This is a genomic window from Actinoallomurus sp. CA-142502, from assembly GCF_050936355.1.
GTDB lineage: Bacteria > Actinomycetota > Actinomycetes > Streptosporangiales > Streptosporangiaceae > Actinoallomurus > Actinoallomurus iriomotensis.
Genome location: NZ_JBNJMY010000001.1, coordinates 6,918,581 through 6,933,258, shown reverse-complemented (window position 1 = coordinate 6,933,258; position 14,678 = coordinate 6,918,581). Strand labels below are relative to the sequence as shown.

The window sequence follows — 14,678 nt, the reverse complement described above, 5'->3', positions numbered from 1 at the left end:
GATCCCGAGGAGGGCTCATTGTTCCGCAGATCCCGTAAGAGATTTCTGCGCGGCGCCGTGTGCGCGGCCGCCGCGCTCGCGTGCCTGACCGTACCGGCGGCCGCCACCGCCGGTGCCGCCGACGCCGGTCAGAGCACCTGCACCCCGAAGCGCTTCTTCGTCTCCACGCAGGGAGATGACGGCGCGAACGGCACGATCGGCAAGCCGTGGAAGACCGTCGAGCACGCGCGTGACGTCATTCGTCAGCGTGGGCTGAACAAGAACATGTCCTGCGACATCCAGGTCGAGCTGCGGGCCGGGGACTACCCGGTGGCGAAGACCATCCAGTTCAACGAGGCCGACTCCGGCAGCAACGGTCACTCGGTCGTCTACCAGAGCTATGACGGCCCGGGGAAGGCGCGCTTCCTCGGCGCCCGGCAGATCACCGGCTGGCAGAAGTACAAGGGCAACATCTACAAGACCCAGGTCGACAAGAACCAGCCCTTCTACACGCTGTACGACAACGGTCAGCGGGCGACGACGGCGCGTACGCCGAACCGCACGTCCACCGAGACGCTCGGCCCGTACTTCCAGGCCGTGGAGAGCTCCGACGACGCGCTGACCAACTCCCAGCAGTGGATGGCCTACAAGGACGGCGACCTGGACCAGAACTGGGACCTGCACGACGCGCAGGTCGTGGTCTGGTCCGGCGGCCACTGGAGTTGGTTCACCGACACCGACCCGATCCTCAACGTCAACTGGACGAAGAAGTTCATCAGTCTTCGCTACCCGACGAGGTTCTCGCTGTACTCCCACGTCGGGTCCAGGTACTTCCTCCAGAACTCCCTCGACTTCCTCGACGAGGCCGGGGAGTACTACCTCGACCACGCCACCGGTGAGCTCTACTACTGGCCGCGCAGCGGCTCGATCGACAACTCGCAGGTCTGGGCGCCGACCGTGCAGACGGTGTTCTCGGTCGCGGGCAGTTCGCCGAACGCCAAGGTGCACGACCTGTCGCTCGACGGGCTGACCGTGCAGTACACCGACTTCACCGACTGGTACCGCTACGGCTGGAACGGCGTCGGCGACTCGGGCGTGATCCACAAGTACCCCGACTACGACCGCCAGATCGAGATGACGCGCAACCGGTACGGGGCCGTCACGCTGACCAACACGACACACGTCGCCCTGCGGCGCATGCACTTCGCCGACACCGGCTGGACCGGCGTGTTCATGCTGTTCGCCAACGACCACGACACGATCTCCGACAGCCTCTTCGAGCGGCTCGGCGGCGACGGCGTCAAGCTCGAGGGCGGCTACCCCGGTGAGGGGAACCTCTCACACGACAACGTCCTGACCGACAACTTCATCAACTGGGTCGGCGAACTGGTGCCCGGCGACGCCTCCGGCTACGAGGTCGTCGACAGCGGCCACAACGAGCTGAGCAACAGCGTCATCCAGCACAGCGCCCGGTACGCCGTGAGCGTCAAGGCGATCACCACGGTGGCCAACGCGGACAACTACGCCGGCGGCAACGTGCTGAAGTACCTGAAGATCGCGCACGCCGGCCAGGACAGCGGCGACATGGGCGCGATCGACTCCTACGGCGTGCAGAACTTCGAGCCGCACACCATCGAGAGCCAGATGTCGCAGATCACCGTCGACGACGTCAACGCCGACCCGTCGATGCCGGACGTCGTGCCGAGCGGCATCCACATGGACGCCGGCGGCTGCGGCTGGAACTTCAGCAACATCAAGGTCACCAACGCCCAGTACAAGGCGCCCTTCCACGGCGACACGCACTGCAACACGTTCGAGAACGACAGCTGGAACGACGGGTTCGACGAGTCCAAGCTGGAGCTCGACAAGATCGGGGTCACCCCGAACTTCCCGTATCCGCTCCCGGAGAACACCCCGGCCCACTGAGCCGCCGACGCGCCGGGGCGGGCCCGTACGGGCCCGCCCCGCGCCAGGACGTCGAGGAGCGACGTTGATCTCGAAGAAAAGAACGCGCCGGTTCGGCATGGCCACGGGCGTGGTGTTCACGGCGCTCGCCACCGGTCTGGCCGGTACGCCGGCCCACGCCGTCGGCGGGCGCGCGAACGAGGTGTCCACCTGGGCCGCCGCCGACGACACCACCGGCGGCACCCTCACCGAGATGACCGTGCGGAACCCCGTGCACATCAGCCGCGGCGGCACCGGCCTGCGGATCCGGCTGTCGAACGTCATGGGCGACCAGCCGGTGACGTTCGGCGCCGCGTACGTCGGCCGCCGGCGGTCGGGGCCGGAACTCGTGCCCGGGTCCAACCGCCGCCTGAGCTTCGGCGGCCGGTCGTCGGTGACGGTCCCGGCGGGCGCCGTGGCGTTCAGCGACCCGCTTCCGGGCCGGGTGCCGGACGGGAGCGACCTGGAGGTGAGCCTGTACCTCCAGGGCACCAGCGGGAAGCTGACCGCGCACAACCGCACCATGCAGTACACCTACAAGTCCACGACGGGCGACCACGCCGCCGAGGAGTCGGGCACGTCGTTCCCGACGCAGTCGGCCGTGTGGTTCTGGCTGGACGCCGTCGTCGTGACCGCGCCGAGGACCGTCTCGACGGTCGCCGCCCTCGGTGACTCGATCACCTCGGGCGTCGGCTCCACCCAGAACGCGAACCACCGGTGGCCCGACCTCCTCGCCGACCGGTTGCGCGCGCTGCCGCCCGCGCGGCGGCTCGCCGTGACCAACGAGGGGATCTCCGCCAACCAGGTCCTCAAGGACGGTGTCGGCCGCAGCGGGCGGACGAGGCTGGTCCAGGACGTCCTGACCAAGCCCGGCGTACGGACCGTGATCCTCTTCGAGGGGGTCAACGACATAGGCACGGGCGGAGCCTCGGCGGACGCGCTGATCGCCGGCTACCGGGACATGGTCGCGAAGGCCCATGCCGCGGGCCGCTGCCTCATCGGCGCGACCATCACGCCGTTCGGCGGGTCGGTCTACGAGGGCGACCGTAACGAGGCCGTCCGCCAGGAGGTCAACGCGTTCATCCGCACGAGCGGAGTGTTCGACGGGGTGGTCGACTACGACCGGGCGACCCGCGACCCGGACGACCCGACGCGGCTGCTTCCCGCGGACGACTCGGGCGACCACCTGCACCTCAGCGACGCCGGGTACCAGGCCATCGCCGACTCGGTCGACCTGGGCCTGCTGCGCTGCGACCGGCACGGGACGGACGGAGAGTAGGTGACCGACAGCGACGCGGGCCTCGGCGCGTTCGGCGATCTCGCCGAGGCCGCGGCCGTCCTCGCCCCGCCGGGCGACGGCCGTCTCGACATGGCCGCGGCGCGCCGGATCATCGGCGCTGACCGCGACGAGGCCCCGATCGCGCCAAGAGTGGAACGCCGCTGGTCCAGGGACGGGATCGACGGCGAAGAGGTGTCCTGGTCGGCCGGGTACGGCCCGCGGACGCACGCGTGGCTGCTGCGCCCGTCCGGGGCGCGCGGGCCGCTGCCCGGCGTCCTCGCCCTGCACGGCCACGACGCCTTCAAGTACCACGGCAAGGAGAAGATCGCGGACGGCCCGGACGGCGAGGTCCCCGGTGTCGCGGGCCTTCGGCGGGAGTTCTACGGCGGCCGTCCGTTCGCCGACGCCGTCGCCCGCGCCGGCTTCACGGTCCTGGTCCCCGACGTCTTCCTGTGGGGGAGCCGCCGGTTCCCCGCCGAGCACATGATCGACCCCGCACCGGACGGTGAGTGGATCGCGGCCGAGCCCGCCGACGGCGATCCGGCGGATCTTCGCTCGTACAACCGCCTCGCCGCGCGGCACGAGCACGTGGTCGCCAAGCACTGCGCGGTGCTCGGCCTGAGCCTGGCCGGCGTCGCCGCGTACGAGGACCGGATCGCCGCCGCGTATCTCCTGGCCCGGCCGGACGTCGGCGACGGGCCGATCGGCTGCGTCGGCTTCTCCGGCGGAGGGTGCCGGTCGGCGCTGCTCCAGGCGACGAGCCCGCACGTGGGCGCGGCGGTCGTGACCGGGATGATGAGCACGCACGGAGCGCTGCTCGACCGGCACGTCGCCGGGCACACCTGGATGTTCTTCCCGCCGGACCTGCGGCGGGCCGGCGACTGGCCCGACCTGGCCGCCGCCCGCGCGCCGTCCCCGCTGCTGGTGCAGTACCTGCGCGACGACCGGTTGTTCCCCCTCGCGGGGATGGAGGCCGCCCACCGGCGCCTCGCCGGGCACTACCGCCGGGCGGGCGCGGCCGAGGCGTACGTGGGCGAGTTCGTGCCGGGCCCGCACCGGTTCGACCGCGCCCTGCAGGAGTCCGCGATCGACCACCTACGCCGGTGGCTGACCGGATGACCGCCGAACTGCGCGGCATGACCTGGGATCATCCGCGAGGGTACGCGCCGCTGGACACGCTGGCGCGCCTGGACGACCGGTCGGGCCCGCGCGGCCCGTACCCCTACGAGCCCGTACGCCGCCCGCTGCGCTGGGACCGCCGGCCGATCGAGGACCTCGAGTCGGGTTCCCTGGCGGCCCTCACGCCCGGCCACGACGTCCTCGTCGTCGATCACGCGGCCCTCGGCACGGCCGTCGCCGACGGCTGCCTGCTGCCCCTGGACGAGCTGTTCGACGAGGCGGAGCTGGCCGCGTGGCGGGACGGCTCGGTCGGCGCCTCCTACGACAGCCACGTGATCGACGGCCGCCCGTGGGCGTTGCCGGTCGACGCCGCGGCCCAGGTCGCCGCCGCCCGGCGGGACCTAGCGGCCGCGCTGCCCGGCACCTGGGCGGAGGTGCGGGAACTGGCCCGCTCGTACCCGGTGACCCTGTGCCTCGGCGGGCCCCACGCCTTCCTGACCTTCTGCGCGCTCTGCGTGGCCCAGGGCGCCCCGCCCTGCCGGTACGAGGGCACCGTCGTCCCGCCGGACGCGGGCGAGGCCGCGCTGGACACCATGGCCGAACTGGTCTCGCGCTGCGGCTCCGAGGTCTGGCGGCGCGGTCCGGTCGGCGTCCTGGAGGCGATCGCGGCCGGCGACGGCCCGGCGTACTGCCCGCTCGTCGACGGCTACGTGACCTACGCCGGCGGCCTGCGGTACGCCGACGCGCCGGCGTGGGAGCCGGGCGGGCGGCCGGGCAGCGTCCTCGGCGGCACCGGGCTGGCCGTCTCACGCCCGCGCGCGGCCGACCCCGCGGTGCGCGACGCGATCCGCGACCATCTGCGCCGCCTCTGCTCCCCGGCGGTGCAGCGCGACCTGTACCCGGCCGCCGGCGGGCAGCCGGCGGCCCGCTCCACCTGGACCGACGCCGAGGCGAGCGCGTTGAGCGGCGGGTTCTACCGCGCCACCCTCGCCACCGTCGAGGCGGCCTGGGTGCGGCCGACGGGCGCCGGCTACGTCCCGTTCCAGGACGCCGCGTCGCGCCTGCTCCGCGACGGGATCGCCGGCCGCGTACGGCCCCGAAGCCTTCTTCGTGACCTCGACACTCTCTACCGCTCCTGGAGATGCCCATGACCACCAGTGCCCTTGTTACCGGTGCGGGCGGGGCCCTCGGCCGTGCCACGGCGCTGCGCCTGGCCACCGACGGACACCCGGTGGCCGCCCTCGACGTCGACGAGTCCTCGCTCACCGAGACCGTGCGTCTCATCGAGGGCGCGGGCGGCACCGTCCTGCCGCTGACCGTCGACCTGCGCGACGCGGCGGCGATCGAGACGGCGGTGACGGCGGCCGCCGCCGGGCTCGGCCCGGTGGGGATCCTCGTCAACAACGCGGCCGTCTATCCCAGCCGGCCGTTCCTGGAGGTGCCGCTCGCCGAGTACGACGACGTGCAGGCGGTCAACCAGCGCGCGTACTGGGTCGCCGCCCAGGCCACGGCCCGGCGGATGGCCGAGCGCGGCGGCGGCGCGATCGTCAACATCGCGTCCATCACCATGCACGGCGGGTGGGCGAACCTCGCCGCCTACGTCGCGACCAAGGGCGCGGTGACCGCCCTGACCCGTGCGCTCGCCCGCGAGCTCGGGCCCCACGACATCCGCGTCAACGCGGTCTCGCCGGGCGCCTTCCCGACCGCCGCGGAGGAGATCCACCCGGACCCGGAGGCATACACCCGGTTCGTGCTGGAACGGCAGGCGCTGCAACGGCGCGGCAGGTCCGAGGAACTCGCCTCCGTCGTGGCCTTCCTGGCCGGCCCGGACGCGTCGTTCGTGACCGGCCAGACGATCGAGGTCAACGGCGGCTGGGTGATGACTTGACGTCCTCCCCTGCCTGGAGGCGGGGGATTCCAACCCGATCCTTCTACACAGAGGAGAGAACAGGTTGAGGTTCGCGGTTCATGGCCCCGCCCAGTGGCTGGAGGGCTCCCCGCACGGGAGGTCGGTCGGGGTCGGTTGGTCGGGACAGGCACGTCACGGCACGCCCTGCCGCGATATTTTTCGCCGCGTTCACGTCCACGTGATCGACATGCCCGCAGGCGCGACAGCGAAAAACCGCTTGGCTCTCACGGTTGTCCGCTGCGCAATGCCCACAGGCATGACAGGTCTGGGACGTATAAGCGGGATGGATTTTCTCTACCCGGCCGACGGCTTTGTGCTCCAGCCAGGTCGCCAGGTGGCCCCATCCGGCTGCGTGGATGGAGCGGTTGAGTCCGGCTTTGGCGCGCACGTTCACGCCCGGTGCGGCGATGGTGCCGCGTGCGGAGCGGACCATGTTGCCGATTTTCAAATCTTCGAGGCGGATCAGGTCGAAGCGGCGGGCCAGATCGGTGGAGGTCTTCTCCACCCAGTCCTTGCGCCGATCGGTCTGGCGGGCTTTCAACCGGGCGATCGCGGTCTTGATGCGTTTGTGCCGGTTCGACCCACGCGCGGCGCGCGCCAGCCGGCGGATCTGAACCTCACCGACCTTGCGAGACAGCCGCCGAACGTCCCAGTGAGCGCCACGGTGGCCGACGATCCGGAACCCCTCGTGCACGCCCGCCTTACGCCACCTCGGACGCCGATGCGTGCCGGTGAAGAAATGCGCCATGGCCTGGCCGAAATCCCGCAACGCCTGCTGCTGCACCGTCTGCGAACCCGCCGCCAGCCACGCGAACTCTCTCCTGGCCTCGGTCAGCTGACGGCATTGTTCGGCATAGCCCGGCGCGCTCGCACGCCCCGGCCGCCAGTGCAGGTGCTGCTCACACGCCAGATTCCACACATACCGGGCATGCGCACAGTGCTCCAGCAACGCCGCCTCCTGAGCGGGCGTGGGCTGAAGCCGAAATCGCATGCGACGACGCCAACCACCACCACCGACATTCCAAGGAGGGAGCGGCGTGCCTACCCCGGCCTGACAGTCAGGGTCTCAACGCCGCGCAGCCGATGAACCTGTACGGAAAAGAGACCGGACGGCGGGAGCTCGCCGCGCGGGCCGGTGACGTGGCGGCGGCCGGTGGTGTCCGGCTGGTGACGCTCGGGGACGGCCTGGAGCGCGGGATCCGGACGCTGGAGTTCCGCACCGGCAGCGGGCTGGCGTTCGACGTGCTCGTGGACCGGTGCATGGACATCGGCGCGGCCGAGCACGCCGGACGGGCGTTCGGCTGGCGGTCACGGACCGGCTTCCGTCACCCCGGCCTGCACGAGAACGCGGACGAGGACGGGCTGTCCTGGCTCCGCTCGTTCTCCGGCCTGACCGTGACGGGCGGGCTGGACCACACCCTGTTCGGCGGTGAGGTGGACTCGGCGTCGTACCGGTATCCGCCGCGGCCGACGGTACGGCACGGGCTGCACGGCCGGGTCGGCAACATTCCCGCGCGGCTGACCGGCTACGGCGAGCGGTGGGACGGCGACCGCTGCGTGCTGTGGGCCGAGGGCGAGGTGCGGCAGGCCGCGGTGTTCGCCGAGAACCTCCGGCTCACGCGCCGCATCGAGGCCGACCTGGGCGGAGACGAGATCCGGCTGGTCGACACCGTGACCAACCCGGGGTTCGACCCGGTCCCGCACATGTTCCTGTACCACATCAACCTCGGCTGGCCGCTGCTCGACCAGGGCAGCCGGTTCCTCGCGCCGGTGCGCGAGACGGTGTGGCGGTCGGACAGCGTCGCCGAGCAGGGCGTGGACAACCGCGTCCTCCCGGCGCCGCTGCCGGGCTTCGTCGAGCAGGTGTACGAGCACGAACTCGCCTCCGACGAGGAGGGGGTGACCGGTGCCGCCCTCGTCAACGACCGGCTCGGCCTCGCGGTGAGCGTCGAGTGGCGGGCCGCGGAGTTCCCCTGCTTCTTCCAGTGGCTGAACCTGCGCGCGGGCGACTACGCGGTCGGCGTGGAGCCGTCGACGCACCACGTGGCCGGCGACGCGGCGGCCCGCGACGACGGAAGCATGATCTGGCTCGGGCCGGGCGAGTCCCGGACGTACCGGACGAGCTTCCGGGTCCACCAGGGCGCCGAGCAGATCGCCGCCCTCCAGGCCCGTCTCTCCTGAGGTGCCCGGGATGGACGGAACACCGGACCGCCGCCCCGTCGGCCGCGGCGGCCTGACCCTCGGCCGGCTGGGGCTGGGCACCGCGCCGATCGGCGGGCTGTTCGAGGCGGTGAGGGAAGACCAGGCGGCGGCGACCCTCCAGGCCGCCTGGGACGCGGGCGTCCGCTACTTCGACACCGCGCCGCATTACGGGGCCGGGCTGGCCGAACGCCGGCTCGGCGCCTTCCTCACCCCGGCCCGGCGCGCCGAGGCCGTGGTCTCCAGCAAGGTCGGCCGGCTGCTGCGGCCGGACGGGACGCAGGTCCGCGACTACAGCCGCGACGGCGTCTACCGCTCCCTGGCCGGCAGCCTCGAACGGACCGGCCTGGACGCCTTCGACCTCCTGTACATCCACGACCCGGACGACTACTGGGCCGAGGCGGTCGGCGAGGCGTACCCGGCGCTGGAACGGCTCCGTGACGAGGGCGCGGTGAAGGCGATCGGGGTGGGGATGAACCAGACCCACCTGTTGTCGCGCTTCGTGGCCGAGACCGACGTGGACTGCGTCATGGTGGCGGGCCGCTACTCGCTGCTGGACCGTGAGGCGGCCCGTGACCTGCTGCCGCGCTGCCGGGAGCGGGGCGTCGCGGTGATCGTCGCGGGCGTGTTCAACAGCGGGGTGCTGGCCGACCCGCGGCCGGGCGCGCACTTCGACTACGCCCCGGCCGGGGAGGCCGTGCTGGACCGGGCGCGGGCCATGGCCCGCCGATGCGCCGCGTACGGGGTGCCGCTGAGCGCCGCGGCCGTGCGCTACCCGCTCCGGCATCCGGCCGTGACGGGAGTGGTCGTCGGCGCCCGCACCCCCGCGGAGGTGTCCGCGGCGACGACGGCCCCGCCGGTCCCCGAGCCGCTGTGGGCCGAACTCGAGGAGCTCTGACATGCCCCGGATCGACGCCCACCACCACGTGTGGGACCTGGGCCTCCGCGACCAGCCGTGGATCGCGGGGCCGTCGATGACCGCGATCCGCCGCGACTTCACCGTCGACGACCTCCGCCCGGCCGCACGGGCGGCGGGCGTCTCCGGGACGGTCGTGGTGCAGACGGCGAGCGTCGTGGAGGAGACCCTCGAACTCCTCGAACTCGCGCACCGCGAGGACCTCGTCGCGGGCGTCGTGGGCTGGGCCGACCTCACCGCGCCCGGCGTCGCCGACGCCCTCGCGAAGCTGCGAGCCGCCCGCGGCGGCGAGCACCTGGCCGGGCTCCGTCATCCCGCGCACACCGAGGCCGACCCGCTCTGGCTGTGCCGGCCCGACGTACTGCGCGGGCTCACCGCCGTACGCGACGCGGGCCTGGCCTTCGACCTGCTCATCCGGCCGCACCACCTCTCGGCCGCCGTCCGCGCCGCGCGCGCCGTCCCCGGGCTGACGTTCGTGCTGGACCACCTGGCCGCGCCCCGGCCCGCCGACGGCGGGTTCGGTACGTGGGCGGCGGAGGTTCGCGCCCTCGCCGCCGAGCCGGGGACGTTCTGCAAGCTGTCCGGGATGCTGACCGCGGCCCCGCGGGCGGCCTGGACACCGTACGCGGAAGTGGTGCTGGAGGCGTTCGGCCCGCGCCGGGTCATGTTCGGCTCCGACTGGCCCGTCTGCCTGCTCGCCGCCTCGTACGCGGAGGTCGTCGCCGCCGCGGAAGGCCTCACCGGCGATCTGCCGGACGAGGACCGGGAGGCGGTCTTCGGCGGCACCGCCGCCCGCGCGTACCACCTCGCGCCGCCCTGAACCTTCTGTCTCTCGGGGGGTCCACCGCTCGCAGTAACGAAGAAAGGGACCGACATGTCCAAACCATCCCGGCGTGACGTCCTCAAGGCCGCCGGCGTCGGCGCGGCGGTCGCCTCGGCGACCATGGTCGCTGGCGGCGCCCTCGCCGACCCGGCTCTCGCCGGCACCGCCGCCGGCCAGGAGACCAATCCGCTTCGCCTCTGGTACAAGGGCCCCGCGCAGGAATGGCTTCAGGCCCTCCCGGTCGGGAACGGCCGGCTGGGCGCGATGGTCTTCGGCGGGACCGACACCGAACGCCTCCAGCTCAACGAGGACACCATCTGGGCGGGCAGCCCGCACGACTACGACAGCCCCGACGCCCTGGCCGCCCTTCCGCAGATCCGCCAGCTGGTGCTCGACGGCAAGTGGAACCAGGCGCAGAGGCTGGTCGACGCCAAGTTCCTCGGCCGCCCGTCGGAGCAGGCGGCGTACCAGCCCGTCGGAAACCTGAACCTCACCTTCCCCGACACCGGCGAGGTGACCGAGTACCAGCGCGAGCTCGACCTCACCACGGCGATCACGAAGGTCACGTACCTGCGCGGCGGCGTCCGCCACACCCGTGAGGTGTTCGCCAGCACGCCCGACCAGGTCATCGTGATGCGCCTGACCGCCGACAAGCCGGGCTCGATCTCCTTCCAGGCGAACTTCGACAGCCCGCAGCAGACGACCACGTCGGCCTCCGACGGCCACACCATCGCACTCGACGGTGTCAGCGGCGAGTGGCAGGGCCGGGCCGGCGCCGTACGCTTCCAGGCGCTGGCGCGGGCCACCGCGGACGGCGGGAAGATCCACACCGATCAGGGCAAGCTCATCGTCGAGGAGGCGAACTCCGTCACCCTGGTCATCTCGGTCGGCACCAGCTACCGCAACTATCAGGACGTCGGCGCGGACCCGGCGGCGCGGGCGCGCCGGCCGCTCACTCCCGCGGTGGCCAAGCCCTACGACCTGCTCCGGCGCACCCACGTCGCGGACCATCACCGGCTGTTCGGCCGCGTCGACATCGACCTGGGCACCTCCGACAACGTGAGCCTGCCCACCGACGAACGGATCCCGCTGTTCGCCTCGGGCGCCGACCCGCAGCTCGCCGCCCTCTACTTCCAGTACGGCCGCTACCTGCTGATCTCCTGCTCGCGCTCGCCCGGCCAGCCCGCGAACCTGCAGGGCCTGTGGAACGACAGCATGACCCCGGCCTGGGAGTCCAAGTACACCGTCAACATCAACTTCGAGATGAACTACTGGCCCGCCGGGCCGACGAACCTGGCCGACTGCTGGGAACCCGCGGCGGCCATGGTCCACGAGCTGGCGGAGTCCGGCCGCCGTACCGCGAAGACGCAGTACGGCGCCGACGGCTGGGTGCTCCACCACAACACCGACGGCTGGCGCGGCACGGCGCCGGTCGACTACGCGCAGTACGGCATGTGGCCGAGCGGCGGCGCGTGGCTGTCGGTCGTGCTGTGGGACCGCTACCGCTTCACCGGTGACAAGAACCTGCTGCGGCACGACTACCCGGTGATGAAGGGTGCCGCGCAGTTCTTCCTCGACACGCTGGTGGAGGACCCCGAGCACGGCTGGCTGATCACCAACCCGTCGCAGTCGCCCGAGGTCACGCACCACCAGGACGAGGGCGAGAGCGTGAGCATCTGCGCCGGTCCGACGATGGACATGCAGATCCTGCGCGACCTGTTCGACGCCTGCGCCGAGGCGTCGGAGATCCTCGGCCAGGACCGCGACTTCCGCGCGAAGGTGAAGGCGGCCCGCGCGCGGCTCGCGCCCATGCAGATCGGCTACCTGGGCCAGCTGCAGGAGTGGCTGGAGGACTGGCGGGAGGCGGCGCTGGTGCAGAGCCGGCACGTCTCCCACCTGTGGGGCGTGTTCCCCAGCGCGCAGATCGTGCCGCGGCAGACCCCCGATCTGGTCAACGCCGCCAAGCGGAGCCTCGAACTGCGCGGAAACGCCGGCCAGGGATGGTCTCTGGCCTGGAAGATCAACATCTGGGCCCGGCTGGAGGACTCCGCGAAGGCCTACGAGCACCTGTCCAGGCTGCTCACCCCGGCACGGACCGCGCCCAACATGTTCGACCTGCACCCGCCGTTCCAGATCGACGGCAACTTCGGCGGCGTCTCGGGCATCACCGAGATGCTGCTGCACAGCCACGCGGGGGAGTTGTTCCTGCTCCCGACGCTGCCCGCCGACGCGTGGCCGACCGGCCACGTGCGCGGCCTGCGGGCGCGGGGCGGCTTCGAGGTCGGCATCGAGTGGTCACAGGGACGCCTGACCCAGGCCGACATCCGCTCCGACCTCGGCGAGCAGGTCCGCATCAGGACCCAGGCGCCGGTGTCGGTGACGGGTGCGCGCGTCGAACGGCCCGAGGCCAACGTGGTGGTCTTCGACACCCGGCCGGGTCAGACGTACCGGATCCGGCCGTCCTGACCTCGATGGTGCGGGGATGATCCCGATCGGCTCGGTGTCGCGTGGGGGCGGCACCGAGCCGATCGCCGTCTACCGTGGGCGGAATGGACGACCACCCGACCGTGCGCGCGCTGGGTGCCGCCCTTGAGGCGTGGCGCGGTCTGCTCGACCAGGTCACCCCGGCGGAGCTCGGGCTCCCCACGCCGAACCCCGGCTGGGACGTCGCCCACGTCGTCGACCACGCGATCGCGGTGACCCGTAAGTTCACCGCCTTCGCCCGTGGCACGACCGACCGGCCGCGCACCCGCGCCCTCGTCGCCGCCGATCACCGCGCCGCCTTCGACGCCGCCGCCGACGACGCACGGGCCGCGTGGCGTCACGCCGATCCGCGCCGGAGCTGCCACCTGCCCTTCGGCACGTTCCCCGCCGAGCTGGCGGCCGGCATCAACCTGTTCGACCTGCTCGCCCACGGCTGGGACATCGCCCAGGCCACCGGCGCGACCTTCACCTCTTCGCCCCGGGCGTGGGAGACCGGACTCGACGCCGCCCGGCGCGTCATCGGCGAGCGGCGCGACCCTCGCCACTACGCCCCGGAGGCGCCGGTGGCACCGGGCGCGTCCGCCCGTGTGCGCCTCCTGTGCTTTCTGGGCCGGCCGGCGGACACCGGCCCGCCCGCTACCCGACCGCGGAGGTGATCGGCGCGCCGGTGCGGTCCGCGACCTCTCCGGTGCCGACGCCGGGGGCGGTCTCGACGAGGACGAGGCCCGCCGGCGTGACGTCCAGGACGGCGATGTCGGTGATGATCCGGTGGACGCACTCCCGGCCGGTCAGCGGCAGGTCGCACTCCTTGACGATCTTCGGGCGGCCGTCCTTGGCGTTGTGCGTGGTCAGGACGATCACGCGGCGCGCGCCGTGGACCAGGTCCATCGCGCCGCCCATACCCTTGACCATCGCGCCGGGGATCATCCAGTTCGCCAGGTCGCCGCGGGCCGACACCTGCATGGCGCCCAGGATCGCGGCGTCGATGTGGCCGCCGCGGATCATCCCGAACGACAGGGACGAGTCGAAGAAGGACGCGCCCGGAAGGACGGTGACCGTCTCCTTGCCCGCGTTGATCAGGTCGGGGTCGACCTCGTCCTCGCGCGGGTAGGGGCCGACGCCGAGGACCCCGTTCTCCGAGTGCAGGACGACCCGCACACCGGGCGGCACGTGTCCCGGCACGAGGGTGGGCAGGCCGATGCCGAGGTTCACGTAGGCGCCGTCGGTCAGTTCGGCGGCGGCGCGGGCCGCCATCTCGTCACGGGTCCAGGCCATCAGGCGCGCACCGTCCTCTTCTCGATCCCCTTGGCGGCCGCCTGCTCGGGTGTCAGGGCCACGACCCGTTGTACGAACACGCCCGGCAGCTGAACCTCCTCAGGGTCGAGGGCGTCCACGAGCTCCTCGACCTCGGCGATCGTGGTGCGGCCGGCCATCGCGGCGAGCGGGTTGAAGTTCCGGGAAGCCTTGGCGAACACCAGGTTGCCGTACGGGTCCCCGCGCAGCGCCCGTACCAGCGCGAAGTCGGTGGTGATGCCGCGCTCCAGCACGTGGTCGACGCCGTCGAAGGCACGGACCTCCTTGGCGGGGGAGGCGACGGCGACGGTGCCGTCCGCCGCGTACCGCCACGGCATGCCGCCCTCGGCGACGGCCGTTCCGACCCCGGCGGGGGTGTAGAAGGCCGGGATCCCGCAGCCGCCGGCGCGCAGCCGCTCGGCCAGGGTCCCCTGCGGAACCAGTTCGACCTCGACCTCACCGGCCAGGTACTTGCGGGCGAACGTCTTGTTCTCGCCGATGTAGGAGCCGGTCACCCGGGCGATCATGCCCGCCTCGAGCAGGAGGCCGAGACCGCCGCCGTCGACCCCGCAGTTGTTCGACACGACGCTCAGCTCGCGGGGCCCGGCCACGCGCACCGCCTCGATGAGGACGTTCGGCACGCCGCTCAGCCCGAACCCGCCGACGGCCAGGGAGGCCCCGTCCCGTACGTCGGCGACCGCCGTCGCGGCGCTCGCCACCACCTTGCCCATGC

General features: G+C 72.4%; 13 protein-coding genes. 10 read left to right on the top strand and 3 right to left on the bottom strand.

Annotated features, from left to right (window positions below; all coding sequences use genetic code 11):
* The first annotated feature begins 18 nt into the window (after positions 1 to 18).
* From ACQEV1_RS32690 to ACQEV1_RS32670, 5 genes are all read left to right on the top strand, one after another.
* Positions 19 to 1,905: a right-handed parallel beta-helix repeat-containing protein gene (locus ACQEV1_RS32690; protein ID WP_285623296.1), complete on the top strand. Its 1,887-nt coding sequence runs from the start codon at positions 19 to 21 to the stop codon at positions 1,903 to 1,905.
* Between the two features lie 64 nt (positions 1,906 to 1,969).
* Entirely contained in the window at positions 1,970 to 3,202 is a 1,233-nt protein-coding gene (locus ACQEV1_RS32685; RefSeq protein WP_433398662.1) for an SGNH/GDSL hydrolase family protein, read from the top strand.
* Positions 3,203 to 4,321, top strand: a complete 1,119-nt coding sequence (locus ACQEV1_RS32680; RefSeq protein ID WP_433398659.1) for a dienelactone hydrolase family protein — start codon at positions 3,203 to 3,205, stop codon at positions 4,319 to 4,321. It begins immediately after the preceding gene.
* Positions 4,306 to 5,472, top strand: coding sequence for a hypothetical protein (locus ACQEV1_RS32675; protein WP_433398656.1), 1,167 nt, complete (start codon positions 4,306 to 4,308; stop codon positions 5,470 to 5,472). The genes ACQEV1_RS32680 and ACQEV1_RS32675 overlap by 16 nt, the downstream gene beginning before the upstream one ends.
* Entirely contained in the window at positions 5,469 to 6,209 is a 741-nt protein-coding gene (locus ACQEV1_RS32670; RefSeq protein WP_285572422.1) for an SDR family NAD(P)-dependent oxidoreductase, read from the top strand. Before ACQEV1_RS32675 ends, ACQEV1_RS32670 begins: the two co-directional genes overlap by 4 nt.
* A gap of 43 nt (positions 6,210 to 6,252) precedes the next feature.
* Here the strand turns inward: ACQEV1_RS32670 and ACQEV1_RS32665 are convergent, their stop codons facing one another.
* A complete protein-coding gene (locus tag ACQEV1_RS32665) occupies positions 6,253 to 7,221 on the bottom strand; it encodes an RNA-guided endonuclease InsQ/TnpB family protein (RefSeq protein ID WP_433398652.1) in 969 nt (322 codons plus the stop codon).
* A 92-nt stretch (positions 7,222 to 7,313) separates the two neighbouring features.
* Here ACQEV1_RS32665 and ACQEV1_RS32660 point away from each other — a divergent pair, with 92 nt between their 5' ends.
* The 5 genes from ACQEV1_RS32660 to ACQEV1_RS32640 all read left to right on the top strand — a co-directional run bounded on the left by ACQEV1_RS32660 (position 7,314) and on the right by ACQEV1_RS32640 (position 13,308).
* Positions 7,314 to 8,411, top strand: a complete 1,098-nt coding sequence (locus ACQEV1_RS32660; RefSeq protein WP_285572418.1) for an aldose 1-epimerase family protein — start codon at positions 7,314 to 7,316, stop codon at positions 8,409 to 8,411.
* 10 nt (positions 8,412 to 8,421) lie between these two features.
* Entirely contained in the window at positions 8,422 to 9,327 is a 906-nt protein-coding gene (locus tag ACQEV1_RS32655; protein WP_433398648.1) for an aldo/keto reductase, read from the top strand.
* A gap of 1 nt (position 9,328) precedes the next feature.
* Positions 9,329 to 10,165, top strand: coding sequence for an amidohydrolase family protein (locus tag ACQEV1_RS32650; RefSeq protein ID WP_433398645.1), 837 nt, complete (start codon positions 9,329 to 9,331; stop codon positions 10,163 to 10,165).
* A gap of 54 nt (positions 10,166 to 10,219) precedes the next feature.
* Complete coding sequence (locus tag ACQEV1_RS32645; protein WP_433398642.1) at positions 10,220 to 12,634, top strand: glycoside hydrolase family 95 protein; 2,415 nt, start codon at positions 10,220 to 10,222, stop codon at positions 12,632 to 12,634.
* An 83-nt stretch (positions 12,635 to 12,717) separates the two neighbouring features.
* Positions 12,718 to 13,308 (top strand): TIGR03086 family metal-binding protein, encoded by a 591-nt coding sequence (locus ACQEV1_RS32640; RefSeq protein WP_433398639.1) that lies wholly within the window; start codon positions 12,718 to 12,720, stop codon positions 13,306 to 13,308.
* Here ACQEV1_RS32640 and ACQEV1_RS32635 read toward each other — a convergent pair.
* A complete protein-coding gene (locus tag ACQEV1_RS32635; protein ID WP_433398636.1) occupies positions 13,289 to 13,927 on the bottom strand; it encodes a 3-oxoacid CoA-transferase subunit B in 639 nt (212 codons plus the stop codon). The two genes, ACQEV1_RS32640 and ACQEV1_RS32635, sit on opposite strands and share 20 nt — an antisense overlap.
* The gene (locus ACQEV1_RS32630; RefSeq protein ID WP_433398633.1) at positions 13,927 to 14,676 is read right to left on the bottom strand and encodes a CoA transferase subunit A; all 750 of its coding nucleotides are present in this window, start codon (positions 14,674 to 14,676) and stop codon (positions 13,927 to 13,929) included. The genes ACQEV1_RS32635 and ACQEV1_RS32630 overlap by 1 nt, the downstream gene beginning before the upstream one ends.
* Positions 14,677 to 14,678: the final 2 nt, after the last annotated feature.